The organism is Sphingobacterium hungaricum (assembly GCF_015210005.1).
Classification (GTDB): domain Bacteria; phylum Bacteroidota; class Bacteroidia; order Sphingobacteriales; family Sphingobacteriaceae; genus Sphingobacterium; species Sphingobacterium hungaricum.
This window is the reverse complement of sequence record NZ_MU158698.1, coordinates 485,173-510,547: the sequence shown is the minus strand read 5'-3', so window position 1 is coordinate 510,547 and position 25,375 is coordinate 485,173. Positions and strand designations below refer to the sequence as shown.

The 25,375-nt window shown below is 37.0% G+C and carries 27 protein-coding genes; 9 read left to right on the top strand and 18 right to left on the bottom strand.

Annotated elements, in window-relative coordinates:
* The first annotated feature begins 22 nt into the window (after nucleotides 1-22).
* Nucleotides 23-1,468 carry a hypothetical protein gene (locus tag C4F49_RS05355; RefSeq protein ID WP_196934850.1) on the top strand — a complete coding sequence of 482 codons (1,446 nt, stop codon included), beginning with the start codon at nucleotides 23-25 and terminating at the stop codon, nucleotides 1,466-1,468.
* Between the two features lie 17 nt (nucleotides 1,469-1,485).
* Entirely contained in the window at nucleotides 1,486-2,211 is a 726-nt protein-coding gene (locus C4F49_RS05350) for a hypothetical protein (RefSeq protein WP_196934849.1), read from the top strand.
* Nucleotides 2,212-2,239: 28 nt separating this feature from the next.
* Here the strand turns inward: C4F49_RS05350 and C4F49_RS05345 are convergent, their stop codons facing one another.
* Complete coding sequence (locus tag C4F49_RS05345; RefSeq protein ID WP_196934848.1) at nucleotides 2,240-3,148, bottom strand: IS982 family transposase; 909 nt, start codon at nucleotides 3,146-3,148, stop codon at nucleotides 2,240-2,242.
* Nucleotides 3,149-3,450: 302 nt separating this feature from the next.
* Between C4F49_RS05345 and C4F49_RS05340 the strand changes: the two genes are divergently transcribed.
* Nucleotides 3,451-3,612: a hypothetical protein gene (locus tag C4F49_RS05340; RefSeq protein ID WP_196934847.1), complete on the top strand. Its 162-nt coding sequence runs from the start codon at nucleotides 3,451-3,453 to the stop codon at nucleotides 3,610-3,612.
* 25 nt (nucleotides 3,613-3,637) lie between these two features.
* Here the strand turns inward: C4F49_RS05340 and C4F49_RS05335 are convergent, their stop codons facing one another.
* Entirely contained in the window at nucleotides 3,638-4,327 is a 690-nt protein-coding gene (locus C4F49_RS05335; RefSeq protein WP_196934846.1) for an SOS response-associated peptidase, read from the bottom strand.
* A 43-nt stretch (nucleotides 4,328-4,370) separates the two neighbouring features.
* On the opposite strand from C4F49_RS05335, the gene C4F49_RS05330 reads away from it, so the two are divergent.
* Both C4F49_RS05330 and C4F49_RS05325 read left to right on the top strand, forming a co-directional pair.
* Entirely contained in the window at nucleotides 4,371-4,652 is a 282-nt protein-coding gene (locus C4F49_RS05330; RefSeq protein WP_196934845.1) for a hypothetical protein, read from the top strand.
* A 324-nt stretch (nucleotides 4,653-4,976) separates the two neighbouring features.
* Nucleotides 4,977-5,516: a hypothetical protein gene (locus tag C4F49_RS05325; protein WP_196934844.1), complete on the top strand. Its 540-nt coding sequence runs from the start codon at nucleotides 4,977-4,979 to the stop codon at nucleotides 5,514-5,516.
* Here C4F49_RS05325 and C4F49_RS05320 read toward each other — a convergent pair.
* From C4F49_RS05320 to C4F49_RS05265, 12 genes are all read right to left on the bottom strand, one after another.
* On the bottom strand, nucleotides 5,484-6,347 hold the full coding sequence (locus C4F49_RS05320; RefSeq protein ID WP_196934843.1) for a hypothetical protein: 864 nt from the start codon (nucleotides 6,345-6,347) through the stop codon (nucleotides 5,484-5,486). The genes C4F49_RS05325 and C4F49_RS05320 overlap by 33 nt on opposite strands.
* Nucleotides 6,344-6,769: an HNH endonuclease gene (locus tag C4F49_RS05315; protein WP_196934842.1), complete on the bottom strand. Its 426-nt coding sequence runs from the start codon at nucleotides 6,767-6,769 to the stop codon at nucleotides 6,344-6,346. The genes C4F49_RS05320 and C4F49_RS05315 overlap by 4 nt, the downstream gene beginning before the upstream one ends.
* A 3-nt stretch (nucleotides 6,770-6,772) precedes the next feature.
* A complete protein-coding gene (locus tag C4F49_RS05310; protein WP_196934841.1) occupies nucleotides 6,773-7,084 on the bottom strand; it encodes a hypothetical protein in 312 nt (103 codons plus the stop codon).
* Between the two features lie 31 nt (nucleotides 7,085-7,115).
* Nucleotides 7,116-8,384, bottom strand: a complete 1,269-nt coding sequence (locus C4F49_RS05305) for a PcfJ domain-containing protein (RefSeq protein ID WP_196934840.1) — start codon at nucleotides 8,382-8,384, stop codon at nucleotides 7,116-7,118.
* Nucleotides 8,385-8,386: 2 nt separating this feature from the next.
* A complete protein-coding gene (locus C4F49_RS05300; protein WP_196934839.1) occupies nucleotides 8,387-8,734 on the bottom strand; it encodes a PcfK-like family protein in 348 nt (115 codons plus the stop codon).
* 188 nt (nucleotides 8,735-8,922) lie between these two features.
* Nucleotides 8,923-9,534 (bottom strand): ASCH domain-containing protein, encoded by a 612-nt coding sequence (locus C4F49_RS05295; RefSeq protein WP_196934838.1) that lies wholly within the window; start codon nucleotides 9,532-9,534, stop codon nucleotides 8,923-8,925.
* Entirely contained in the window at nucleotides 9,531-10,109 is a 579-nt protein-coding gene (locus C4F49_RS05290) for a phiTE_072 family protein (RefSeq protein WP_196934837.1), read from the bottom strand. Before C4F49_RS05290 ends, C4F49_RS05295 begins: the two co-directional genes overlap by 4 nt.
* Before the next feature lie 259 nt (nucleotides 10,110-10,368).
* Nucleotides 10,369-10,644, bottom strand: a complete 276-nt coding sequence (locus C4F49_RS05285; protein ID WP_196934836.1) for a hypothetical protein — start codon at nucleotides 10,642-10,644, stop codon at nucleotides 10,369-10,371.
* A 1,107-nt stretch (nucleotides 10,645-11,751) separates the two neighbouring features.
* Nucleotides 11,752-12,834: a lipase family protein gene (locus C4F49_RS05280; RefSeq protein ID WP_196934835.1), complete on the bottom strand. Its 1,083-nt coding sequence runs from the start codon at nucleotides 12,832-12,834 to the stop codon at nucleotides 11,752-11,754.
* 4 nt (nucleotides 12,835-12,838) lie between these two features.
* Nucleotides 12,839-15,877, bottom strand: coding sequence for an AAA family ATPase (locus C4F49_RS05275; RefSeq protein WP_196934834.1), 3,039 nt, complete (start codon nucleotides 15,875-15,877; stop codon nucleotides 12,839-12,841).
* A 1-nt stretch (nucleotide 15,878) separates the two neighbouring features.
* Nucleotides 15,879-17,108, bottom strand: a complete 1,230-nt coding sequence (locus C4F49_RS05270; protein ID WP_196934833.1) for a metallophosphoesterase family protein — start codon at nucleotides 17,106-17,108, stop codon at nucleotides 15,879-15,881.
* 15 nt (nucleotides 17,109-17,123) lie between these two features.
* On the bottom strand, nucleotides 17,124-17,651 hold the full coding sequence (locus C4F49_RS05265; protein WP_196934832.1) for a 5' nucleotidase, NT5C type: 528 nt from the start codon (nucleotides 17,649-17,651) through the stop codon (nucleotides 17,124-17,126).
* A gap of 650 nt (nucleotides 17,652-18,301) precedes the next feature.
* Between C4F49_RS05265 and C4F49_RS05260 the strand changes: the two genes are divergently transcribed.
* The gene (locus C4F49_RS05260) at nucleotides 18,302-18,982 is read left to right on the top strand and encodes a carboxylesterase family protein (RefSeq protein WP_196934831.1); all 681 of its coding nucleotides are present in this window, start codon (nucleotides 18,302-18,304) and stop codon (nucleotides 18,980-18,982) included.
* Between the two features lie 71 nt (nucleotides 18,983-19,053).
* Here C4F49_RS05260 and C4F49_RS05255 read toward each other — a convergent pair whose 3' ends face one another.
* From C4F49_RS05255 to C4F49_RS05245, 3 genes are all read right to left on the bottom strand, one after another.
* Complete coding sequence (locus tag C4F49_RS05255; RefSeq protein ID WP_196934830.1) at nucleotides 19,054-19,569, bottom strand: DUF5362 family protein; 516 nt, start codon at nucleotides 19,567-19,569, stop codon at nucleotides 19,054-19,056.
* A gap of 173 nt (nucleotides 19,570-19,742) precedes the next feature.
* Nucleotides 19,743-20,144 carry a DUF5606 family protein gene (locus tag C4F49_RS05250; RefSeq protein WP_196934829.1) on the bottom strand — a complete coding sequence of 134 codons (402 nt, stop codon included), beginning with the start codon at nucleotides 20,142-20,144 and terminating at the stop codon, nucleotides 19,743-19,745.
* A gap of 15 nt (nucleotides 20,145-20,159) precedes the next feature.
* Complete coding sequence (locus C4F49_RS05245) at nucleotides 20,160-20,618, bottom strand: peptidylprolyl isomerase (RefSeq protein ID WP_196934828.1); 459 nt, start codon at nucleotides 20,616-20,618, stop codon at nucleotides 20,160-20,162.
* A 154-nt stretch (nucleotides 20,619-20,772) separates the two neighbouring features.
* Between C4F49_RS05245 and radC the strand changes: the two genes are divergently transcribed.
* Nucleotides 20,773-21,462: a RadC family protein gene (gene radC / locus C4F49_RS05240; RefSeq protein ID WP_196934827.1), complete on the top strand. Its 690-nt coding sequence runs from the start codon at nucleotides 20,773-20,775 to the stop codon at nucleotides 21,460-21,462.
* A 78-nt stretch (nucleotides 21,463-21,540) separates the two neighbouring features.
* Entirely contained in the window at nucleotides 21,541-22,254 is a 714-nt protein-coding gene (locus C4F49_RS05235) for a pirin family protein (RefSeq protein WP_196934826.1), read from the top strand.
* A gap of 76 nt (nucleotides 22,255-22,330) precedes the next feature.
* On the opposite strand, the gene C4F49_RS05230 is transcribed toward C4F49_RS05235, so the two are convergent.
* Nucleotides 22,331-23,743 carry an alkaline phosphatase gene (locus C4F49_RS05230; protein WP_196934825.1) on the bottom strand — a complete coding sequence of 471 codons (1,413 nt, stop codon included), beginning with the start codon at nucleotides 23,741-23,743 and terminating at the stop codon, nucleotides 22,331-22,333.
* A gap of 128 nt (nucleotides 23,744-23,871) precedes the next feature.
* On the opposite strand from C4F49_RS05230, the gene C4F49_RS05225 reads away from it, so the two are divergent.
* On the top strand, nucleotides 23,872-25,338 hold the full coding sequence (locus C4F49_RS05225) for an OmpA family protein (RefSeq protein ID WP_196934824.1): 1,467 nt from the start codon (nucleotides 23,872-23,874) through the stop codon (nucleotides 25,336-25,338).
* The last annotated feature ends 37 nt before the right edge of the window (nucleotides 25,339-25,375 follow it).

Genomic DNA, 25,375 nt, shown 5'->3' with positions numbered 1-25,375 from the left:
TATCTCCAGCATATCTGAAAACATGGCGGATTCTGTTTATAATCAGTTTTATTGGGATTACGCTGCTCGAGAGGAGATAATCGAGGGCTATCCAGCCATACTTGTCCCAATCATTATGCAAGAGGAAATTAATTCTTCATTAGTAGAAGGCATGGCCCCAAAAGGATATAGAGTGGCGGTTTTTCAGCATGACTATGATAAAAACAATATTATAGTCAGTTTTAGAGATTATCATCCGTACGAACAGGAAATAATAGATCTTATGCAAGATAAAGGTATGTCCAGATATCCTTCTCGATTTTTAGGATTCTATGACCTTTTGGGAGATGAGTTTTCAGGACACGTTATTCATCTAGATTATCAATTAACTGCATTAAGAATTACCGAAGTTGTGGACAATAAAATGATTAAATATTTAAATTTACCTTCCGAAGACCCCTTGCAGGAAAACCCATTAATAGAGCATGAATATGAAGAAATCTTTCCTGTTTCTGGCCATGAATGTCAAGTCCAAATAGCATATCCTGATCTGGAAATTTCTTACACAACTCAAAGGTTTGTAGGAAGTGAACCCTCAGGTCAGGTCGGTTCAAACCTTGATGGTCGCAGTATTTATGGGATGTCGATGGGAATGCGTAAAGTTGGAAGTTATAATTTGATTTGGCGAACCGAGACAATCCCAACTGGTGGTTGTTCAAATATCAACGGAGCGAATGGGTTCAGTAATGGGATAGCAACATATTACGGTAGTGCAGCCGGGCCACCTGTTCAGGAATCCGACGATTGTTTGAAGAGAATGAGAATAAATAATATATTAGGTTACAAGGCAAAACTTGCGGATATTAAGGGTCAAAAAAACTCGTTAGGGATAAAAGTAGAAGCTGGATTTAATGTTTCAGTAAAAGATCTGCTTAATCTTACTGATCAGGAAATCTCAAGAGTCTACAATGATAATGATCAATATAACGTAAAAATTCCATTTACATGGAACAGCGAGGATGGATACGTTTTGAATACTACACATTTTCATACTTTTGGTTATCCTCCTTCTATTCAAGATTTTTTTGCATTAGGTACTAGCGCACATATGGTTGCTAATGCATCTGGCGACAAAGATTTTCATAAAGAAACATTTATGACTAATTATGTGGATATAATAGAGATAGGCGGTGGAGAATTTTATGCAATAACTGTGGTAGATATGGATAAACTAATACTTAAAACGCGAGGAAATTCAGTTGACTTATCCACCTATATCAATAATTTAGATCGATATTTATCGAAATATGATAAATTTCTGAATGGCAGACCAGATAGTCCTGAGCTCCGGATTAATTTTCTGCTAGATAATTTTAGTGACTCGATAAAACTCTACAAAGGAACTCGAGATGAGAATGGGAATCTAAAAAAGCTGGATAAGCTTGGATATGCTCAAGAAGGGTATACATTTGGAGGGATTGATTGTTAATAAAAAACATTTTTAATATGAAACATATACTTATTTTATTCGTATTCTGCGTGCTTTCGAGCATTTCAAAGGGGCAAGTCCAGCAGATCGAGGACTTCCATCATCTCTATTCCCCGGCTCCGGAATTGTTTTTAAAGGATTTTGTTCCACCTGGATTTGTGAAAATTGAACCTATCCAAGCACTTGATGTTATTAATGATTATTTTATGGAACGCATGGGTGAAACAGTAGGAACGGACTATTTATATTCCTATGGAAGTTATTACCAGAAAGGTAATGTGGTTTTTTCTGCTAGTGTTTACAACGATTCGATAAAATGGCATATCAAGCAGGACATTCTTGCACAGCTATCCGAAAATCCTGGATATACCGACCCTAATCAACCGATTTCAGTTCCAGATAAAGAAGAGTATAGAAATATGTTTAAGAATATAGATAATCTTGATATGGTGCAAGGATCTATGTTAGATCTTTTTGAATTCGTAGATCGGGATGGGGGAGGGCTTTGGCCTGGATTATCCAGTGATAAACGTACAAACAATACCTTGCATATTGCCTATGCATACTGGAACGGGAGCGAAGCGCGGTTTAAAAAATATGCTGTCTTATTTGCATTTGATAAATCTTTCCAATATAAAGTAGAGTTCCGGATCTATGCGACTCAGGCTCATCGCCAGGAAGTTGAGGATGCACTGAAATGGATTGCAACGCATATGGAAATCAGTGATAATCTACCGGAGTAAATAATTACTTAACTAACGTGAGTTCGGTTTAAGCAGCAAGGAATAATTGTTTATCTTGTTGCTCAAACTGAATATTTAAAGAAGGCTTTTTAGGGAAAAAAGAGTATGCCGCTAAAGCTCCTAAAATATTCAACAAGAAGTTGTTTACCGAGCGATGTCTTGTGTGCTGCAATTTGCAAATATTCTTAAGTTCATCATTCACGCACTCGATGATCGCTCTTTTTCTGAGCATAATTTTATCAGTTTGGCTTAGGTTCATTCCCTTCATATTTTTTCTTGGCTTTGTTACCATTTGGACCCCATTTCCCCAAAGGATATCTGCCATTGCTTTAGAAATATAGCCTTTGTCTCCATACAGTTTTCCGAAAATATCTTTGGTCATATCCATCATATGTTTTAGATTTCTGTCGTCTACATTGCCCTTAGTAAGGTAAAATGAAAGAATATCCCCTTTGTCATTGATTATCAAATGAAGCTTGAAGCCATAAAACCAACCAATTGAACATTGTCCACGCTCGGCTACATCTTTAAAAACTTTATGCTGATGGATCCTTCTGTTATGGCACACTTTGATGTGCGTTGAATCAATGAAATTGATGCCATTGCTTTTTCCCAAACAGCGCATTTTTACAAATAACATAAACAGCATGGCACATCGGGGCTGCAGTTCTACAAAACGGTTATAAGTTGTTAGGCCGGGAAACAGATCTTTCATATGCGGCAAAGCATAATGTACATAAAAAGACTTCAGATTGGTGAACTGACCGTTATGGAACAGTACCATAAGGCTGATCATTTCGCTTTGACAAAGTCCAGTTTTACGGTTGCGCATACCTAATTTTTTGTCCTCGATTCGCTTTTCTTCCAAAATTGGCTGAATTTCTTTACAGAAATCATCCACCTTAACGAAAATTTCAATAACTTTATCTCTAAGCATGGGCTTGATTTATAATTGTAATAATTTGGTTGTCAACTAATTATGTACAAAAATCAAGCCTTTTTTGTCTAAAATCCCAACTATTTTAAACTTTTTCTTATCCCGAACTCACGTTAACTAGAAAGGTGGGGGTTGATTTGATTATCAAACCCGCGTTTTCGTTACTTAGCAAATAAGGTAATTACTTGATTTTTTTACCCTAATTTTACCTCATGTTAAAGGAAGCAACTATCACACTCCGGGGTAAAACAACGACTATAAAGTACATCGTAGTGGGCGTCGATAAAATCGACCATGCTATTGTGACGTGGGAAAATGGGGAACGGACTACCTTCTATAAAGGCCTATATGGCGTGAAGAATCGTTGGGAGACGAAAGACATGCCAGCTGACCTTATCGACTTGCTGTCGGAAATCTTTGAAAAAGAAACGCCCGTGCAAATGGATGTTGATATTTATGGTTAGGCACAAGGGTAAATTTGCTTTGAAGCTAAATTTTATCCTGAATACTTGCAAAATTCGTATCTGTCATTCTCGGGTCGGTAACTCTCACTGTTTGATGAGAAGACAGCTCACCATCGTAAGGAATCATTAATTGCTTAATATCTTCTTTATCGTTTGTATTTAGCCATTCTTCATGTGAAGATTCCGGGACAATAAGAGGCATTCGCTTCTTTTCATTATGAATTTCTTCAAGCAGTGGATTAGCCTTGGTAGTGATTATAGAAAATGTTGGATAGGTTTCTCCAGTTTCTTGGTCAGTAAATTGACTATAAACGATCCCTAAAGTGAAAATTTCTTTGTTAGGTTTGTAGATGTAATAATTTTCAGTCTCTTTCTGACCTTTGACCTTATGAGGTTCATAAAATCCATCGACGTACAATAAACCTCGTTGCTTGGTTATGTAGTTCTTGTAACTAGCTTTTTCAAAAATGCTTTCACTTTCAGCATTGAGTGTGTTAGCGTATTTCTTTGCTTCATCCTCATTCTTAACCCAGAAAGGCAATAGCTTCCATCTGGCTGTAATAATTTTGTCTTGAGCATTGCTCAGCGTGACAGGTAGATAAGGGCGTGCAAATCCGCTGACATGATGAATCTCGGGTTGATCGTATTCTACGCCCAGTCCTTTGAACTTTTTGCGAATTTCTTTCTCTGACGGGTGTGACGTATGATAACACATATTCGAAAAACAATTTTATCAAAAATAAGTTTTATTTTCGGTAATGGAATTTGTCAAACTAGATTTAAAGGTGTTGGTTGAACTGCATCAACGGGGATATAATGTGCTTCGCTCAAACTCTTCATTGGCGGAAGAAAACCCTACTTGGATTCCTGATACTATTGATTTAGACAAATTTCTTGATTTGGATAGCGAGCAGGTCGCAAAGCTATCCGTGCCATTTGATGAAAAGCATTTTCTGATTATTGATCAGGCTTTGAAATATATTAAGGATGAGGAATTTTTTGGCGTTGTTATGGTTGATTTTACTCCACATATTCCCTAACGAAATATCCCAACCAAAACCAATCTTGAGGGGTGACCTTTTCTAATGGAATAAATTCAACTGTCGTTTCTGTTTGTACGATTTTGCATCTCATTGATATTCCTTGAGCGGATACATTTGTTGTCAAAGATTCCAGAATTGCTTTTATAATTTGGGGTTGTGCTGTTATTTTCATTTTGGCGTAAGGTAGTTAAAATTAGTGGTTAGGGATTACGGGAAAGCGTAAGAAATATAAATTTCAAAATGTATATTTGATCTTTTAGAAAACAATATTCTTGATATTTTGAGTATTGATATTTTTCATTGTATTCTTTCTTTAAATTTATGGAACAAGCAACATTTTTTCTATTTTGGTTTAATTCAAATGTTTGGGGTACGGTGTCCGACTGGATCATGATAATTGTGACCTCTATAACAGCGGTCTTATTATTAAAATCATTTAGCGCGCAAAAAACATCAAATGAAATCTCTTACAAAAATTACAGAAAGACTATAAGACCATATTTTTCAGTTACAATCGAATCTGAAGAATTTGGAGTAGGAAATTTTAAGAAATTCTTGACATTAAAGGTTAATGATAATAATGCTTTTGACCTTCAAGTAGTGGAGTTTAAGACGGATTACATAGTTACTCTTGATTTTATTCCAAGTTTTATGTCTACAAACCAAGAATATAGCGTTGAAATAAATGAAAAAGGCCTAACAACAATTAATCAAGAACCTGAAAAAATTGCAATGATAAGTTTCAAGGACACTGAGGGAAATAATTATATGCAGGAAATATTCGTGTATAATATTGGTGATTTTTACATATCAGGAGTTGAAGATTTGTTAGTTAGTACAAAATCCAGCCTGACAACCTGAGCCGGTACCAAAAATAAAATCTAGTTGTATACCCATATTGGAGATATCAAGCATACTATTTTTATCTTTAAAGGTTCTTCCCATCAACTCTTCCTGAATTGCGGCCCAATACATAATAGGTGGATGTAATTCAAAGTTTTTTCGCAGTTGCTGTTCTTGTTTCCAAAAACAATTCAAGCAATTACTGTCAATAGGGAATTCTATGCTTTTATCCTTCCAAAATTCCTGAATGTGATGATGGATAATTTTATCATCAACCAAAAGGAATTCCCCTGTTCGCCAGTCAATTTCTTTCCACCTATGAATCCATGTATTTGACTTCGGCCTATATTCACAATGTGTTGCATATTTCCACGTCTCGGTAAACCGGGCGGCTCTTTCCAATTCATCCCATCGGTAACCAATTCTCATTTGTACTGGTAATTCAAAATACATGAGCAAAACATCAAAAATTGCCTGCATTTTCATCATAGTTGTGCAAAACCTTTTACTCATGTTTGGAATGGCTTTTTTATAAGATAACATCTGTTCCCAACCAATTCCGCGAACCCAGATGATTTCACGACCTATCATCTGCTCAAGGTCAAACATTGTCCAAAGAATTTGCGGATCTTCTGACGTTGCTACAAATTCCGGCCATTGGCTACAATATTTTTGAAGTTTATCGTTGACACGTTGTATCATTTTCTCGTCTTTATATCTTTGACGGAAATGAGCATTTGCGTTATGGTCATCAATACAACACAAAGCAAATATATCTAGGTCAGCAGGATAGTTTGCAGCAATAAAACTAGAAGTCTTACCTCCGGATAATGAATTTACTGTTATCATGATTTTATCTTGAAATTTTGTGATTGAATTATCACGTTATTTTGTGATATTTTCTCGAAGTAAAACTTAACTTCTACTTCCGTTTCTTCAATTAGTCCGTAACGTTTAGCAAACTTGTACTGGTTAGAATATGAGTTTAGCGACTTAATAAAGCCAATAATTTCCTGTCTAAACCCCTCTAAAGTCGAGCTACCCTTGATTATATTACAGCTCGGACACGATGGATTTAAATTGCTTATTTCATCTCTTTCGGGATTTTCGCAATAATCTCTGCCGTCACGTTCTTGGAAAAATACGGGAATACGTTTAATAGGCTCTACATGGTCGGCATGCCATTTGTTGGGCAAAACATCGCCACAATAAGCGCAATGACCGCCATATTTTGCGTGAAGCTCCGAGCGTTGGGATTTCGTTAGTTTCATGGTTTAATGCTTAATTAGTTCCTCGAATAGCTCTTCTTTTTCCCAATAGACATGACCGCCAGGAAAACTACCGTCATCTTGAAGCTCGCCCCCAACCATCCAAACGCCATCATAATCGACCTTTTCAGCGTGCCAACCTTTTTCTTCATTTGTATAATAAGTTTGATTTGGGTTTTCTTTTGGAACAACTTTTTTGAATCCGAATTGAAATAGAACGTCCTCTAATGATTTTAGATTTTCAAAGCGTTCTCTTTTGGTTTCCTCAATTTGCTCCTTTGTCAGCTCAATGGTTACTCCGTCTACTTTTATCTTCATAGCTCTTGTGCTGTTATTGGTTTGTTCATGGTTAAATTGCTTTTTGAATTACCCTGTCTTTAATTGCGTTAATATTCTTGCTTAAAAGGCTTATTATGTCGCTGTTGTGCTCGGACGCCTTATTCCCTAACCCTCGTGATTGGACTATGTTAAAGTTTTTCAAGGACACCTCAATTGTTTCGATGGGGGTATTGTTATGAAAAGCCGATAGTATCAATGAATTTTCTTTCTTATAATATTCGTTAGTAAATACACAATGCTTAAATAAATCGCCTTGCTCGATAAATTCTTCGACATTTTCGAGTACTTTAATTGAGATGTTTTCTTCTTGGAATCTTAGTCCGAAAAATCGAGATTTATCCTCAATGTATTTCTCTTGGTCGTATTTAGCTTGAATTCTCTTGGTTTCGGCTTCACGAAGACTATCAATCTTTCTTTTTCGAATTACTAACTTTTCGTGGTCCGACTTTAAGTCTAAAGGGAAGATGTATTTCGGTGAAAGTAGGTCCTTATTGAGTGATGATAATAAAGCCAAATGGTCAAACCACATCTTTACATCTTCTGGATAGTATTGGTTTTTGATTGCCAATTTTACTGTTTTCCAAAATCTGTTTATTGTACCAAAGTTGCTTTGGCAAAATTCAAATAAATCAAATCTTTGAGATTTAATAATCGTTTCGGAAGCAGGATTTGAAATCACATTAGCAACATCCTCAAAACTTGTATTTGTCATTAAATGAGAAACTCCACGCATCATTAAATCATTAGTAAAAATGGATGACTTATGATATTTATATATTGTCGGATAATAGCAATACTTTCGATAATAACTCGGTTTCTTGATGCTCATTTCGCCATATCTAGGGGTCGAAGCATTCATATTGTTATTGTTTCGTGAAATAATCGTGGTCTTGTCATTCTTAATAAAATGCTGAATATTTTCATCGATATTAAGTTCTACACGCCAATCTTTCCTGCTACTAATTTCAACCAAAAAGTGCCTTATGATTTGAAAATCACCTACAACATGAGCAATACCTAAATAGAATGATTCTGACCATTTTCTATTACGTGTTTGATAGAGGTCTAAAGTTTCACCGCAAGCACATTTGTAATTATTAGCCTTAAGATTACTTAGCGAATCGCTATTTTCACAAATCGAACACCAATATTTTTTAGTTGTGTGAAACGCAAGTCTTGATATATTGTCATAAGCCATTTGCTTAATTTCCTCTTTGTAACTGAGTAAGGACTTGCTCAAATCAGTTACTTCAAATTCTAATTTAGTTCTCGGTTTCATAACTAAAACATGCTTAATTGTTGTCTTGGTTCTGTTTTAGAAATAGGCTTAACTTCTTTCTTTTTCGCTTCTTTAGGTTTTGCAGACGAATGATTCACCACTACATCGCAATTTATTTTTTCGCCTACTTTGATATCATCTTCATCATAGTAGTGAACTGCCATAGCGAATATTTCATCGTCTGCAAAGCCATTGCAACCGCTGTCTTTAACTGTATTAAAAATGTAGGTGATACAATCATCTATGTTTTTATTTGCTTTTTTGATAGTCTGAGCGAATAAGCTATCATTTAGTGATAATCTCTCTAAATGGTCGCTAATTATTTTCTTAAATGTTTCCGTTGCTTTCATAATTAATTTTGCTTTGTTTAGTAATAATAAATGGTGAGTTGGGTCTGAAATACTTCTTTAACCAATCTGAAAATATGCCGTGGGAACATCCTACATCGTTAGCTACGTCATTTATCATTTCGCCACCGCCAATAACTCTTTCTACAGCATTAGCTTTTTGAGAGAGCGAATAGAACTTTTGAGGTCTTTTATATCTCGTTGCCTGAACCATGTTCGACCTCCTCTCTGGTAGGTGCTAAATCCCATAGGTTGGGCTGTATTTGGATTGGTTGGCAGTCGATAGATTCTAATGTCTTTGCAACAATATCGTCAACGTGCCAGAAGCTTAATTTGCCTTTTACATTCAAAATCGGATTGGTAAACAGAACCGGATTAGCTAATACCCAATTGTAGATTGCGTCTTTTCGGCCTTTACCAATTACAGACGGCAATCCTTTAGGATGATGAGGTGAACAGCTAGGTGTCTTTTCTGCCCAAATACTTCCATGATTAATTACACAATCAACAATATCAACTTTGCCTATGATAGCGCCAAACGGCATTTCACCATCAATTGCTGTTTTAAGAAGCGGAATAGCAAGTTTTGTTTGCTCATCGGTTAACTGAACACTGAATTGGCTTTTGCTACTTACATGAATGAGTATAGTTCCTCTATACTTAGTAGGCCATGTCCTGTTTTCAATGTCTTTAATTCCGTGAGCAATCAATGATGCCCAAGGTTGCTTTATTGAAATAGCTTTTGTTACTTTCGAATTTTCAGCGTGGTTTAACGCTTCAATAATTTCTATTGAGTTGCTCATGGCTTTATTTCCTCACTTTCTTTAAGGTGTTTACGTAGTTTTGGCAAGAAGTTTTTTAACCAAATATTTACACGAGGTTCATTATTTACGATGAAATACCAAGGCTCAGAAGATATTGATTGTATCATATCCTTGAAATCGCTCTCATACTCGTGATAATTTGAATCTTTCGGAAAATCAACATCAAGATTATGCATCATGTGTACAAATTCATTTTGGCAACCAGAAAATTTCTGGACGTTGTTAAGTGCTTGTCGTAATTCTTTGTCCGCCTCGAGGTTCATATAAAATCGCCAACATGTTTCGGATTTTATGTGTTTACGAACCGAAGCCATGGTTTTTTTAATATTGATTAGTCCGTCAGATGACCTATTGCCTAGCTTTCCTATTAAATATCCATCATCAGTTTCTTGAATGAATTTTGATAAATCATACCCTTGACCTATCGAACCCCAGTAATATGATAGGTTGTAATCATAGTCATCGTTGGACAGAATTATTTTACCTTTTCCATCCTCGTAATCCTGAAGAATTACGTCAGTGCCAGATAATCTGATAAATGTTTGCTTACTCATGGCTACCCTCGCTTTCTTTCCCCTGACTATCGCCTGTTAGCCAAAATAGTGTGTATGTGTTGTTGGTCATGGTTATTGTATTTTTGATTTGTAGAAATCAATCGTAAAATCCGCGATTGATGTATATTTTATTCCATTGAATTCGGTACACCCATTAGATGATAGCTCATCAATCGAACTTTGATAAATAAGTAGTATTTCCTTCTTTATTTTAGATCGAACTATTCTTTTCTTGATCACTTGCGGAATAGAAATCATATTATTGGTTGTTTAATAATTTATTAGCTTCTTCAATGACAATATCAAATTGTTGCAAATCTTTAGAAACCATTTTTCTTATAATTTCTCCTACTTTCAGTGGCTCATTAGTACGAAATGAAATATTGATTTTCATCTGGGGAAGGAGCACACCTTCAGATTTTAGATTTTGTTCAACAATCATTGCCATCCACTCATTGTAGCCATTAGGATCCTTCGGATTCCAATCTAATGGGATGAGTGATTTTTGAATTAGAAGATTTTTTTTACTAGTCATAATAGAGACCTTTAATAGAAAAGCCTGATCGGGTTTAGAGAAGTGCAGTCTCCGCCCCCAATCAGGCTAGTAAATTTTTTAATTATGATCCAGCTTCTGCACTTCTGAATTATATGACAGTTCAAAAGTGAGTAATATAAATAAGTAATCCAAATAGATTACTTATTATTTTTGTAATGATTTGTGTTACAATAAATTAATTTACAAATAATTTACAGTACAATTTAAGACAGGATGTAATTGGTTGAATAAGAATTGATTGATTTGTTTCGGTGATTAATTGGATACATTAATCATGTCGCAAAGATACGCTTTATTGACTAGATTTTAAATGCTTATATGAGGTCATAAAGAAAGGTTTTCAACCCATTGCGAGCAGACGATAATGAAAATGCGCAGTTATATATTAATCGATATTGTTTTAGGAAATTACTTCAATTTCTTTTTTTAGTTCTTTACAAGTGTTTTTGTCGTATGGTAAGTGTTTAAAGCTAATATTTTTGAGAATAATCTGTTTTTAGCCTAAAAAAAAGTGTGTAGAGGGTGTAATTGTCTTGTGTTTATTGATAAAATCATAAAAATAAGCTTTGTTAAGTTGATATTAGGCAATGATAATGTATTTTTCTTGAAAAATATACAGTTTGTGACTATATTTTAGGTCATCGACTAAATTTTTGAGCAAAATTTTTAGTTGTTTGTTGCGAAAGTTGCAAGTATTTTTGTCTGCTGACACATCTATCCTCAGTCGATTGTTGTTTAAACATCTTTACCGATAATGTCTAATAGAAATAGATACTTTCATTAAAGTGATAGTTATTTGATAGAGGACCGCATAATTGAAATTTTTATAAAAATCGGCTTAAATGCTTGTTTGTCCTACTCAGTCACCTGAATGGAGAGGGTTTTAGGAAAATTTTGTAAACTTATTATCAATGAACTCCTAAATAAGTTGTTGCATAAACTACAACTACCGATAATATTAGAAGGATTAAAAAAACTGGAAATATACCTAATTCTGTGTTATTTGCTCTTTTCATATCTATTAGTTTGTTATACAATCTTAGCAAAAGGTATGCCCCATTAAAAATTTTTGTAGTTAAGTTATTATTACTTTTCCGTGTACTTTTCAGCGAGGTACAAATATGCTTTTCGCTGATGATTTATAAACACACTTTTATCCTGCTGGAAGATGTTGTAGTAGGCATCGTCAGGATGAAAAATTATTGTATGACCAATCCTTGTGAAATTATTCGAATTTGAATAGGTTGGCTCTTGCAAATCTTTTAATTGCTTTTCGACCATGCCATAAACCTTATGCCCTAAAATCGCTTCAAAACGTTTCTGCGATTTAGCTAATGGATTTCTCAGGCGTTTGTAATAGCGATTAATGAAAATCCGTTTGAAAAATGATTGTTTTTTGATAAACGAATCCATGTTAGTAAACGGATTGATTGTATTAAAATCAGCGAAAGTTTGTATCGAAAAAGGGACTTCAGGTACCCAATCTGCAGTATTTATCACACTAAATAGGTTTCCATTCCTTGTTTTGTATTCAAGGTCGTAGGCATAATATAAATTTCCCGGTTTTGGGGCTGCAGAAGCGTATGTTTTAAATTTGATATCGGAAGGAATTGCTCCAGTTTCTTGCAATTTTAATAAATGCGATGTCAATAGGAAACTTATCGAACCACCTTGACTGTGCCCTTGAATAAAAATAGCTTTAACGCCTAAGGTATATAACGAATCGATTTTTGGAACAATTTCCCTCGACAGATAAGCCGTGGAAATCATCCATCCTACATGTACCGCTGCTTTTGGGTCTTCGGCTACTGAATATTCAAACCTATCATTTTCGGATAATCTCAACGTCCCTTTTGCAGGAATCATAGCCGCATAAATGTTCGCTAACCAGCTGACTCCCGAACCTTCTGTTCCTCGGATGCCAATCACGGCCGTTTTATCTTTGCGCCAAAGCCACCATTTATTGGCCAGCCCGATTTCTTCGGATTCATAAACTAGCTTATAGCCGAAATCATCTGAACGCAAACTATCATTTCGCAACTGAAAATGGTCATAAAGCTTTAGTAAAGTTGTATATTCCTGTTTGTCAAAACCGGGTTTTATTTCTCGCGCTTTAGTAATTGAACTAACAATGAAGGCAATAAATAGGAGCAAAAGGTGTTTGTTCATCTGATTAATTTTCGGTAATTCTACTTCCCAATTCAAGGTCGTTGACTACCGTAATGGTTTTAGGAATTCTTTCTTTCAATTCTTCCACATGGGAAATAATTCCAACGATTCGATTTTCTTTATGCAAGTAGTTTAATGTCTCAAAAACAGTATGAATACTCTCGGCATCTTGCGTTCCGAAGCCTTCATCAATAAAAAAGAAATTTTTGTCAGCTTTATTCAGTGACTGAATATTTTCGGCCAAAGCCAAAGCCAAACAGAGCGAAGCTTGAAAACTTTGTCCGCCCGAAAGCGTCTTGATGGAACGGCTGTAGCCATTGTTCAGGTAATCGATTACTTCGAAATCGTTGTTCTTATTGATGGACAAGCTAAGCTGATTCTTCGTCAATCGATGAAAACGCTCGTTCGCAATTTCGCACAAGCGTTGTAAATGAATACTCGAAACATAATTGACAAAGCCCGCTGCACGAAATAGATTTTCAATTGTTGTCAGGTTATTTTTTCGCACAGACAGCTTATCGAATTCAGCTAACAGCGCTTCTTTTTTCTCAAATTCACTTTGTAAGCGCGTCAATTCTTTTTCCAAAGCTCCAGTCAGTCGGATTTGCAGTTCTAATTCTTCTTTCTTAAGCTGAATCAGTTCAGTTTTTAATTCATATTCTTCCTCTGTATAAGAATCTTCAGCTTTTTTAGCCTGCAAGCTTGCAATCTGATTTTCCAGGCTGTGAAATTCAATTTTAAATGTTTGAATTTGTTCGCGAAGCGTTGAGATAGAAAGGTTTTTATTCAATACCAGCTGAACTTCCATCACATCGCTAAATTGATGTTCGGTTAATAAAGCAGCTAGTTCTGCTTGATGGGCGGTCAATTGAGCAATTAGTTGTTGAAATTGCTCTTTTGCTTCAAGTTGTTGCCCTCGAATGCTTGCCAATTCTGTGCGCAGCTTCGTTAAACTTTCTGTTAAGCGTTTGTATTCTGAATCTAGAAAAGTGATGCGCGAGTCTAGATTTTGCTTTTGATTAATTAGGTCAGTTACTGACTTATTCTCAGCATCAGTTGGGGTCAAGACGCGCAATTGTCCTTCATTTTGTTGAATCAATTTACTCAATACCACAATATCCTGCTGATATTTTTGAATGCGGTTCTCATATTGAACAACTTTTTGCTGCGTTTGCTGAAGCTGTTGCCTCGTTAGTTTTAATTTTTGTTCCGCTTCGCGAATGCTTTGTTCAACCGCTTGGCTTTTAGTTTTATGCGTAGCAAATAAAGTTTTATCGACTGAAGAAAACTCTTCCCATAGAAATGAATCGCTATGAACAAGTAAAGATTTCGAATTTTGGGCCAATTCGGATTCAATATTTTTTAACTGAATTGATTTTTCTTGAAGGCTACTATGCAGTTTCGCTAAAGATTGATAAAGCTTTTTATTCGCTTGCGTAGCAAGGGTCAATTCTTCTTTTTCGCGAAACAAACTATTCTCCAAATCCGAAAGATTTTCCTTTTCCATCAGTTTTGGATGAGACAATGAACCGCATAAGGGGCATTCATCGCCGTCATGCAAGTTGTTTGCAAATTCGCTAAGTTTTATATGCACCTGCAATTGCGTTTCTTTCTGCTGAATCGATGCATCCTGAGCATTTAATCGCTCTGATTTTACGTCTAGCTCGGTTTCCCAATTATCCGGATTGACTTGGTTATTTCCAAATTCACTTCGTAGCTGTGTGATTTCTGAAGCCAGCATTTGCTTTTTAGCCAGCAAATCTTGATTTTCTTTTTGCAATTGGTCATTTCGCTGATACCAATTTTCTATCGCTAACAATTCCGAAGTATCGATTTTCGTATTTTTAAGAAATTCTAAAGCTTCCTCTTCTTTCTCCAACAAATCCGTTGCTTTTTGCTCTTCTTCTTTTGCTTGCGCAACGTAAGGCGTGCCTTTCTGAACTCCAGCTTCAGCTTCTTGCAGCAGATGTTGCTGATTTTTGTTTTCGATTAAACGTTTGATATCCTCAGACTGTGCTCTGAATAGCTCCAGTTGCGCATGTTCCGACGCCAAGGAATTCCACCCATTTTCTTCGTGCTCAATTTCAGAAGAAAGGCTGTCTTTTTTACTCGTTAGGTTCTCAATCTTGTAAGTTAAGACTTCCTTTTCTTTATTTAACTTCTGGGAAACCAATAACAAATCTTTGAATACCAGCTGTGTAGTTTCAAAGCGATTTAATTCTTTCTCTAACTGAAGCACTTTTGCTTCCTGTTCGGCTAACTCAGCAAAGGCTTTTTCTTTCAAAAGAAGCTCCGTGCGGATTTCTTTTGCTTCGGTCAGTTTTTTATACTGCGAATCCAAAACGTCGAATTCCGTTTTTGCAATTGCTAATTGTTTTTTTGCTGATGCAAATTCTTCTTTTTTGCTTTCTAAAGCTTCAGCACTCACTAATTCAAACCCAGATAAAGCGCCTTTCAGATTCTCAATCCTGTTGTTATTTTCTTTCTGAAGTTTGGATACATTCATCCCTAAATCGAAGCGGTCTAATTGAAAGATTTCTTTCATCATCGTTGACCTATCCGTACCTTTCAAATCCAAAAATTCGCGGAACTGTCCCTGGGGAATAATGATTGTCCGCTTAAAATTTGAATAGGTCAAATTGGTGTACAAACTCCCGTCAGCCGATTCCAGAGGTGACCAATCGTCATTTTTCCACTCGTATGCTGTGCGGACTAGCGTACTGGTTTCTTGGAAATGCTTATTCTTCCGTTTCCATTGTGCAACAAAACGAAACTTCCGTCCTTCAAAATTCAAAAAATCAAATACGATGCATGCCGCATTGGATTTTAAATTGAGCATGTTATACGTTCGATTGTCCGTTTTATTAATCCGTTCGGTGATGCCGTATAACGCAAAACTGATGGCTTCCAAAATCGTAGATTTTCCAGAACCTACATTTCCGAAAATTCCAAACAAACCTGCTTCCGTTAATGAGGTGAAATCAACTTCTTGTTTTTCCTGATAGGAATAAACCCCTTCTATGCTTAAATATATTGGTAACATGTTATTGCTCTTCGCTTTCTGTCGTGCTATGCACGATTTCTTTGAATAAATCCATTATCTCATCATTCGGGTCTTGACCCAAACGGTGTTTGAAATAATCTTGAAAAAGTTGCGTCACATCTTGTTCAAGATTGACGGGTTGCTGGCTTTTCTGCGCATAGTCTTGTTTGGTTACGACAGGAATTATGTGAATAATGCCATCGTGCGCCTCATGAATGCGTTTGATGTCTTTCGAACTAAGAAAAGAATCGCTCACGATTGTTAACTCCACGAGTGCATCCGGATTACGCTGCAACCAGGTAATCGCCTCATCCAAATCTGAAAACCGTTTCCTATGCAAAGGCCTGCCAGATTGCAATGGTATTTTGGTGAACTCAACTGATGTATTTGGAGTCGCGTCAACGATAACAACATGTTTTTCATGTCCCGCTTCCGCGAATGAATAGGCTAAGGGACTTCCTGAATATAAAGCCGGACGCTCATTGCTACCTACATTTTGCAAGCGGTGCAAATGACCCAATGCCGTATATTGAATCTGTGGAGGGATGCCATCCGAATAAATCAAATCCGCATGTCCAATATTCAGCGGTTTTTCGCCTTCAGGTTCTTCTAAGATTTCGCCGCCTCGCTTTAACATATATAAGTGCGTAACCAAAATATTCACACCTTGATTATCGGCATATTTTTCTGCGAGTTCCTTCCAATTGCTAGCAAGCGCTTCATTCAAGGCCTTCGCTTTATCTTCTAATCCTAGATACTGTTTTAAGCGCAATTCGTTCGCATAAGGCGTTATGAAAATGCGCAATGGATAATCCAGATGTGGAAATGTAATTTCCAAAAATCCGGGAGCAGTTTTAAGAATAGAAAAACTATTGTCCAGATGCAATGGATTCAAATGGGCGTTCGGATAACCGACAAACAGAATTCCACATTCTCTAGCTAAGGTATCTGGAGAATCGATTCGGTCGGCGCTATCATGATTTCCCGCTATCGCAATGACGGGGCGCTTTCCGTAATTTGTAAGTCTGCGTAGCGTTCGGTAAAGTAATTCGACTGCCTCAACCTGTGGGTTGAAGGTGTCAAACAAATCGCCGGCAACAACGACTAGGTCGACCGCTTCGCGGTCTGCAATTTCGCAGATTTCTTCTAAAACAGCTTTTTGTTCTTCCAAACGAGAGAAATAATCCAATCGTTTTCCCAGATGCCAATCTGCAGTATGTAATATTTTCATTTAAATTTTAATTCGTTAAGCAAGCAAAGCCTGCGCTATTTCGCTCCATGACTGCACGCGCTCATGTCGGCCTGCGTCTTTGTGAATGCTATGCGGTTGTGCAAAAAGATAGGTTTTGCCATCAAAATAGTCTAAGTTTTTGAAATGGTCATCAATCATAATGTCGCCCTTAATCACCTCTTTCGACCCGCAGAAAACGATTTGCTGCCATTTAATAAATGGAAAATGATTTTGCAACCAAGCAAGTTTTTGACGCAGCGAATTTGGAAATTCCATTGCTGCTGAAACAATGTATAGGTCGTATTGTTTATTTAATTTTTCAAACACCTCTTTCGAACCTTCCATTAGTGGCGCGTCCAAGAAAAAAGAATCATTATGTATGTATTCGCTCAAATGGGGGAAAACTTGTTCTTCGGGCACACCTGCGCAATCGTCGGGATTTATTGTTAGTTGAAATTGTTCTTTCTCATATTTGAAAAATTGCTGATACACATCGGCTAATACACCATCCATATCCACTATCAATCTTTTTCGTTGACTCATCTTATTCTTGTGTTTTCTTAGTACCTATTAAACGATTTATTTCTGTTAAATTTTATAGTTCAGAAATTAAATTTTAAGTTTTGTTGAATTAGCTTAAATATAAAAAAAATATGTTTAGGCTAAAGGATTTTTGAGGTAATAGGGCGTAAGCACTCCGCTGGCGCAAGGCTGTGATTTGTATCTAGATAAAAAATACACACGATAGGCGTGCGCGAGCAGGGCCTAGATAAGAAATGAACATGAAATTTGAGATACCAAAGATTGCTCCGTAGGAGCAAAATATTTGTAAAAAAGAATGCGCAATAATCTCAGCGTGCCGTAGGTACGCAACATTTTTTGATTGTGTTGCGTACCTACGACCCGCATTTAATTTTATATTGGCAATTTCTACAAACATTCAGCCTCTAACGAGGCTCTAAAATAAAATATAACCTTTTGTTCGATATCTTCCGCAGGGAGATTTCGGACTATAGAAACTTTGAATAAACGGGATTTGCAAGCCTGAACATAGTTTAGCGGATTGCAAATCCGCTTTTATCAGAAATTCTGGATGCCCTTTCGCAACATCCAGAATAGCGCAATTAGTACCCATACCGGTTTTTGAATTTTTACTTTTGAATTTTTAATTTGAAAGATTACTTTAGTAAACTATGTTTAAATATTTTTTGTTCATCTTTTTCGTCGCTCAGACGGTCATTGCGCAAGCACAGCAAACAGCAATAAAAGGTAAGACCTCATACAATTTTTTGATTGATACAGAACAGTATACCGAAGGAACCAAATCACCTGTGTTGATTTTCCTTCACGGTAGAAGTTTGTCGGGCACGGATTTAAATCGGGTAAAACGCTATGGTGTTTTGTATGCAAAAAATAGAGGTTCGGAAATTCCTGCATCCATTATCGTGGCGCCTCAGACAAGTAATGGCTGGGACCCAGACAAAGTGAACGAAGTATTGGATTACGTCATCAAAAACTACGATGTTGATGAAGACCGGATTTATGTGTGTGGGATGAGCATGGGCGCGTATGGAACATTGGATTTTGTTGGCAAATATCCAGAACGTATTGCGGCAGCGGTTGCGATTTGCGGTGGTGGCTCGCTCAAATATGCGACTAATCTGGCTACAGTTCCCTTATGGATACAGCATGGAAATGCGGATAGGGCAGTCCCAATGTCGGAATCTAAAAAGATTGTTAGTGCAATCAAGAAAGCGGATTCGAAAGCCGATGTTACGCTTACGATTATTCCTGGCGGAACGCATGGCAGCGTTGAACGCCTGTTTCATCAGAAAGAAATGTACACATGGATGTTTGAATATACAAAGAAGTAAACTCCAATCTATTCATAAAAAAAAATGGGTCAGAACTTCAAGTTCTGACCCATTTTTTTAACTGCGAACGCTTAACTGCTCATTAGCGCAGCTAATCCTCCGAAAATCATAAAAACGATAATAATTGCATAGAAACCTAAAACAATTAATAATGCCACACCAGAAAAAGTATAGTATTTACTTAAGTAGTTAAATGCTTCAGCGATTTGGTTAGAATCTCTCGATGCAATCGCTTTCTTCGTATTCTGGCTAAACTTGTATAACCACAATGTTGGAATTATTGCTATTCCTAAAATGATAATGTAAAATATAAATAGTCCTACCAAGCTAGCACCAGAAAGTCCATACTCGCTGAAAATAGCAGCGAATCCGGACGCAAAGATTCCAAAAATGAGTGCGACTAAAATAAATCCGAGCATAATCAACGTCGTTAGCGAAATAAATCCAGACCATTTCGCAACGTTGGATAAATAGCTAATGGCTAAAGGATTTAGATGAAAATGATTGTTCCTGATTTCATCTGCTACAGAATGTGGTTGAGGGATTGGGTTTTCTTGCCCTAGTCCGTCGATATTTTCATTGTCCATAATCAAAAAATAATAGTTAGTGTATAATTTGAAATTAAGTTACATATATTTTGTCAAAATCGAAGTGTTTTTTGCAAGAATTAGCGATTGTACGGTTGTGGAAATGAATGAATTAAAAAAGGCTGCATTTTAAATTAATAAAATACAGCCTTTAGTTAAAACTTTTAATCGACTTAAGTCAATGGCTCAGGAGCCTCTTCTTCGAAAATTGGAAGTTCTTTAATAATGGCATACCATGAAATGATTTTTTTGATATCTGAAGAATAGACTCTAGATTCATCATGTCCTGGAGCTACTTCACGAAAGAATTCGCGCAAATCATTTCCAGATGCTTTTACATCAGGAGCTTCACCTTTTGCTTTGATATTTTCTAAAATATCAATCAATTTGATTTCTTCCTCATCACCATAAATCGTGATGTCTTCTAACGTTGCCATTTTTGTTGTCGATAGATTCACAATCGACTTTAATTTTGCACTGTCTAATGTCTCTATAATAAATCCGCCTTTATTTTGTCCAATAAGTTTAAACAAACCCGGTTTACCGGTAACGGATACTAAAGCTCTTAAATTCATATAAGGGATTGTAATTTAATCTTCTAAAACTTCGATAGAAAGGATTTTATCGCCTTGGCGAATATCGTCTACCACATCTACATTCTCCACAACTTTTCCAAAACAAGTATGGTTTCTATCTAAATGCGCAGTGTTGTTGCGGCTATGGCAAATGAAAAATTGAGAACCCCCTGTGTTGCGTCCAGCGTGAGCCATCGACAATACACCGCGTTCGTGGTGTTGGTTTCCTCCTGTTAATTCACAATCGATATGGTATCCCGGACCGCCTGTACCTGGCATTCCTGTCGCTCCTTCACGTGTATTCGGGCAACCACCTTGAATCACGAAATCAGGAATCACACGGTGAAATGCTAATCCGTCGTAATAACCAGATTTCGCAAGTTTAGTAAAATTAGCTACTGTATTAGGTGCGTCTGCATCGTAGAATTCCACGGTCATATCGCCCTTCTCTGTTTTGATAATTGCTTTACTCATGTTTGTTTGTTTGATAATTAATACAAAGATAAAATTTCTAATTTAAATCAGCGCCTTATTGCACCATGCAAATCGATGCGTTCACTTTTTTTAACTTTTATTTTGTGGATAAATCGGCAAATCTTATATTTAACTACCTGTAAAAAAAATGGTTATGAGTAAATTGGTGATACGTGAATGGGCGGAGGCTGACCGTCCTCGTGAAAAATTAATGCTCCAAGGCCGACGCGCGCTAACGAATGCAGAATTGCTGGCGATACTTATTGGTTCCGGCTCGAGAGATGAGTCAGCGGTGGAACTCTGTAAGCGCGTTCTGTCTTCGACAAACAATAACTTGGATACCTTATCAAAATTGGAAATCACGGATTTATGTGAGTTTAAAGGCATTGGCGAAGCCAAAGCTATTGGCATTATTGCAGCGATGGAGTTGGGTAGGCGCAGGAAGGAAGTTTATGTGGAGCCCGTGCCCATATTAAATAGCAGCAAAAAAGTATTCGATTACTTCAGGGAACAGCTACAGGATTTGTCGCATGAAGAATTTTGGGTCATTTATCTCAATACAGCTTGCAAAGTATTGGATAAGCAATTGATTGGCCGAGGGGGAAATGAATTTACGCCAGTGGATGTTCGTATTATATTGCGCTACGCGCTAATGAACAAGGCGCATTCCATGATTCTAATCCACAACCATCCTTCGGGCACAAAAAATGCAAGCCATGCGGACAAAATTCTGACAAAGAAAATAGTGGATGCTGCGCAAATTATGGATATTCGGATTAATGACCACATTATTTTCACCGACAGAGGATATTTTTCGTTTCGAGATGAAGGAATCTTGCCTTAGTTCGTTTCTTATCCTACATCAAGAAAGTTAGGTGCTGAAGTCTTTACTTTTGTATATCAATAAAAGAAAGGAAATAAAATGGCAACGTATGTATATCATGAAGCAGGAACTCGAGGAATTGTTAACCACGGTTGGCTACATTCAAAACACTCCTTTAGTTTTGGGAGCTACTACAATCCGGAACGCATGAACTTTGGTGCTTTGCGCGTATTGAATGATGACCAAGTCGCTGCGGGCGCTGGATTTGGCAAGCATCCTCACGACAATATGGAAATTATAAGCATCCCATTATCTGGGGGATTAGCGCATCAGGATAGTATGGGGAATGGGTCGACTATTGAAAAGGGAAATATTCAAGTGATGAGTGCTGGAACAGGAATCCAACATGCAGAATTCAATGCGAGCCAGACGGAAGAAGTAAGATTCCTTCAGATTTGGGTCATTCCGAACCAACGGAATGTTACGCCGCGATATGATGAGAAGCGCATTTTTTGGTCAAAAGCTAAAAACGATTTTCTGCCAATCGTTTCTTCTGAAAGAAAGGATAGTATCGTATGGATTTATCAGGACGCGTATTTCTATCTAGGCGATTTCGATGCTGGTTTTGAGAAAGAATACAAGCTTCAAAATCCGGAACATGGCGTTTATTTATTTGTTTTATCTGGTTCGGTAGAAGTTGATGGACAGGTGCTTAACAACAGAGACGCCTTGGCAATTTCAGACACGGACGCATTTACGATAAAAGCAACATCAAATGCTGAGTTTCTATTAATGGAAGTGCCTTTAAATTAAGGAGGAAATAATTATCCTTACAAAAAAAGCGAGCTCTACTTTTCGGAAGAGCTCGCTTTTTTATAGTTTGTTGTTATTACCAAGACCAGCCAGCAGCTTCAGCTACGTACTTTGGAATATCTGTATTCTCCATTTTATGGTTAAATAATTCGGAACCTGCTCCAATTGCAAAAACAGGAATGTAAGCAGCAGAATGGCCACCAGATGCCCAGCTTATTGAAGAAGCTTTATTTAATATTTTTACGGATAAAGATGCAATCTTGTCATCATTCGCATACAAAGATTTCGAAGTTTCTTGTTCGTGATTCACAAAGCTTTTTTCGTAAGCTTTATTTAATTCGGCTTCATCCTCTTTCGAAACATTCACAGCACCGAATAAACCAACATTAGCAGTTAACAATGCTTTGACATCATCCCAGCTTGCTTTTGGATTATTTTTTCTGAAATCAGAAATGACTGTTGACAAAGCTGATTGCGATATTTTTTGATTTTCAAGATTTTTCAAGCGCAATGTGCTGCTTCCGTTTCCAACAGCTATACCGCCAGTCTCATGGTCTGCGGTGACGATAATTAATGTCTCTTCAGGGTATTTTTTGTAAAATTCATAAGCGATTTCAACGGATGAATTAAAATCTAAAACCTCTTGAATTGCTGTTGCACCGTCATTAGAATGGCAAGCCCAATCAATTTTACCACCTTCGACCATTAAGAAAAAGCCATCTTTGTTGTTTTTTGTTAATGACTCGATAGCTGCGCTTGTGATTTGAGATAAGGTCAAATCACCTTCCACTTGGTCAATAGCATACTTTAAAGCACCGTTGTCAGCACCTTTATTATTCATTAAGATAATCTTATCCGATTTTACTTTTTCGGATTGGTATTCAGAAATTCCGTTCACCAGCGTATATCCTGCTTGCTCAAATTGAGGAAATAGGGAAGGAGCTTCTTCTTTTTTGAATGTGGTGTTCGGCCTTAAAAAGCCAGCACCTGCAAAGAAATCGAAATTCGAACTAATCAAATCTTTTCCAATTTCATAATACATATCCCTGTCAGCTTGTTTGGCGTAAAATGACGCAGGCGTAGCATGGTCGATACTCACGCTCGTTGTGATGCCTACTTTCAGGCCATTTTCTTTGGCTAAATAAGCGACACTTTTGTAGCTTTCTGTTCTGGAACTATCCATTGCAATGACGCCATTTTTGGTTTTTTTGCCGACGGCTAAAGCAGTACCTCCTGCGGCCGAATCCGTTACTCCATGAGATAAAGAATAGGAAGTCGCAAACGTTGCATATGGAAATGTTGAAAATACCAAAGGAAAAACAGTGTTTTTACCTTGTTTACTTGCCAAATAAACTTCCGGAGCATTCACTTGATTGAGACCCATTCCGTCGCCAATCATAAAGAAAATGTATTTTGGTTTTTGGGCTAGACTGACTCCGATTTGTAAAATAAATAAAAGAATAAGTCCGTAAATTTTTCTTGATAACATGTTTGTTTTTTTAGTTGATTCAAAGATAAGGTTAAGTGGATTAAGATAAGGTTAAATTTACGTAACCAAGATATGCAAACAAATTGTTACACGATTTGTTATTACCACATTATCAAAGATAAACTATTATGGAAAATAATCTAATTCAAACGGCCAAGTCCTATATAAACGACGAAGCGTTAAATCGTATAGCTCAATCGACTGGGGAGAGTACAGAATCATTGAAAAGTGGTTTGGATGCGATTATTCCCTCAATATTTCTAGCCTTGCAAAATCAGTCCGGTACAGGCTTGAGCGGAATTTTGGAACAAGTGAAAAGCTATTTTTCGACACATGATTTTCAGCAATCCTTTGCCGAACCTACCGATGACCCTACGCTTGACCAAGCTGCAGACCGAGCGAAAGAGAATAGTTTGTTGCATACTTTATTTGGGAACAACATTGACACAGTCGTATCGACGCTGAGCAATTTTCTGCATTTGAAATCTTCATCGGTTAAAGATTTGGCACGATTGGCTTTACCAGCCGTATTTGGTAGTTTAACGGCAAATGGTACCAACTGGAATTCCTCATCCATTACTAATTTACTAGACGAGCATAAGTCGAATTTTGCAAGTGCGATTCCATCCAGTATTGGCTTGGCCGCATTTGGAACAAGTTATGCGAACTTAGAACCCGATATTCCGATTATTCCGCCGGTAGTCGATAGTGAAAAAGTGGATTCACCACCGACAACTCCCCCAATCGATGTAGACCATCCTGTTCCTCCGGTAACGCCAGTTGACCCAACTCCGTTGGCAAAAGAGCCTGTTATCGACCCAGTGAAAGATGTTGTGGTAAATGATTCCGTTATTGCGCAAGCAGTTGAAGAAAAACATCATGAACGGGTGCAACGCAAAGCTGCTGAAGAGCCTCCTTTTGTACACACGCCAGAATCAGTCAAGAAAAATTCGAGAGGAGCCGGATATTGGTGGTTACTGATTCCGATTTTACTGATTGTAGCTTGGATGGTTTTTGGAAAAGGCTGTAGCAACGATAAACCAACATCAACAGTTGATACAAGTTCATCGGCTAATTCGGTTGCAATTGTGGATTCGGGAATGAACAATGACTCGATTGCTTCTCGTCAGGATGTAACAATCGCTTTACCAAACGGCGAAAATTTGAATGCATATGCGTCGGGTATTGAAGAAAATCTGGTTGCTTTTTTGAATTCTGATTATAAATCCCTATCGGATGAGGAGCTAAAAAATAAGTGGTTTGATTTTGATTATTTAAATTTTGAAACGGAAACAGCGACCATAACAGAAGATAGCCGAAATCAATTGCAAAACCTGAATAAGATATTAAAAGCGTATCCTGATGCGAAAATCAAGATTGGTGGATATACAGATAAAACTGGCAATGAAGCATATAATAAAAAACTATCCTTAGATAGAGCAAATGCCGTGAAGACATTTTTGACTGCAGAAGGTTCAGGCGCCCAAGTGATAGACACAGAAGGCTACGGTTCTGAACATGCCAAATATGAAGCTTCAGCTCCGGAATCTGATCGGATTACTGATCGCCGAATTTCTGTTTCTGTCCGGAAATAGGTTTTGAAAATACGATAGAATTTATAAAACACTGATA

Coding starts and splice junctions, on each gene's coding strand:
- C4F49_RS05345 (WP_196934848.1), bottom strand. CDS start 3,148: ATGCTTAGAGATAAAGTTATTGAAATTTTCGTTAAGGTGGATGATTTC.
- C4F49_RS05255 (WP_196934830.1), bottom strand. CDS start 19,569: ATGGACAATGAAAATATCGACGGACTAGGGCAAGAAAACCCAATCCCT.
- C4F49_RS05290 (WP_196934837.1), bottom strand. CDS start 10,109: ATGAGTAAGCAAACATTTATCAGATTATCTGGCACTGACGTAATTCTT.
- C4F49_RS05285 (WP_196934836.1), bottom strand. CDS start 10,644: ATGACTAGTAAAAAAAATCTTCTAATTCAAAAATCACTCATCCCATTA.
- C4F49_RS05310 (WP_196934841.1), bottom strand. CDS start 7,084: ATGAAGATAAAAGTAGACGGAGTAACCATTGAGCTGACAAAGGAGCAA.
- C4F49_RS05355 (WP_196934850.1), top strand. CDS start 23: ATGGCGGATTCTGTTTATAATCAGTTTTATTGGGATTACGCTGCTCGA.
- radC (WP_196934827.1), top strand. CDS start 20,773: ATGAGTAAATTGGTGATACGTGAATGGGCGGAGGCTGACCGTCCTCGT.
- C4F49_RS05325 (WP_196934844.1), top strand. CDS start 4,977: ATGGAACAAGCAACATTTTTTCTATTTTGGTTTAATTCAAATGTTTGG.
- C4F49_RS05350 (WP_196934849.1), top strand. CDS start 1,486: ATGAAACATATACTTATTTTATTCGTATTCTGCGTGCTTTCGAGCATT.
- C4F49_RS05300 (WP_196934839.1), bottom strand. CDS start 8,734: ATGAAAGCAACGGAAACATTTAAGAAAATAATTAGCGACCATTTAGAG.
- C4F49_RS05320 (WP_196934843.1), bottom strand. CDS start 6,347: ATGATAACAGTAAATTCATTATCCGGAGGTAAGACTTCTAGTTTTATT.
- C4F49_RS05235 (WP_196934826.1), top strand. CDS start 21,541: ATGGCAACGTATGTATATCATGAAGCAGGAACTCGAGGAATTGTTAAC.
- C4F49_RS05330 (WP_196934845.1), top strand. CDS start 4,371: ATGGAATTTGTCAAACTAGATTTAAAGGTGTTGGTTGAACTGCATCAA.
- C4F49_RS05305 (WP_196934840.1), bottom strand. CDS start 8,384: ATGAAACCGAGAACTAAATTAGAATTTGAAGTAACTGATTTGAGCAAG.
- C4F49_RS05315 (WP_196934842.1), bottom strand. CDS start 6,769: ATGAAACTAACGAAATCCCAACGCTCGGAGCTTCACGCAAAATATGGC.
- C4F49_RS05225 (WP_196934824.1), top strand. CDS start 23,872: ATGGAAAATAATCTAATTCAAACGGCCAAGTCCTATATAAACGACGAA.
- C4F49_RS05280 (WP_196934835.1), bottom strand. CDS start 12,834: ATGAACAAACACCTTTTGCTCCTATTTATTGCCTTCATTGTTAGTTCA.
- C4F49_RS05270 (WP_196934833.1), bottom strand. CDS start 17,108: ATGAAAATATTACATACTGCAGATTGGCATCTGGGAAAACGATTGGAT.
- C4F49_RS05275 (WP_196934834.1), bottom strand. CDS start 15,877: ATGTTACCAATATATTTAAGCATAGAAGGGGTTTATTCCTATCAGGAA.
- C4F49_RS05250 (WP_196934829.1), bottom strand. CDS start 20,144: ATGAATTTAAGAGCTTTAGTATCCGTTACCGGTAAACCGGGTTTGTTT.
- C4F49_RS05335 (WP_196934846.1), bottom strand. CDS start 4,327: ATGTGTTATCATACGTCACACCCGTCAGAGAAAGAAATTCGCAAAAAG.
- C4F49_RS05295 (WP_196934838.1), bottom strand. CDS start 9,534: ATGAGCAACTCAATAGAAATTATTGAAGCGTTAAACCACGCTGAAAAT.
- C4F49_RS05230 (WP_196934825.1), bottom strand. CDS start 23,743: ATGTTATCAAGAAAAATTTACGGACTTATTCTTTTATTTATTTTACAA.
- C4F49_RS05260 (WP_196934831.1), top strand. CDS start 18,302: ATGTTTAAATATTTTTTGTTCATCTTTTTCGTCGCTCAGACGGTCATT.
- C4F49_RS05245 (WP_196934828.1), bottom strand. CDS start 20,618: ATGAGTAAAGCAATTATCAAAACAGAGAAGGGCGATATGACCGTGGAA.
- C4F49_RS05265 (WP_196934832.1), bottom strand. CDS start 17,651: ATGAGTCAACGAAAAAGATTGATAGTGGATATGGATGGTGTATTAGCC.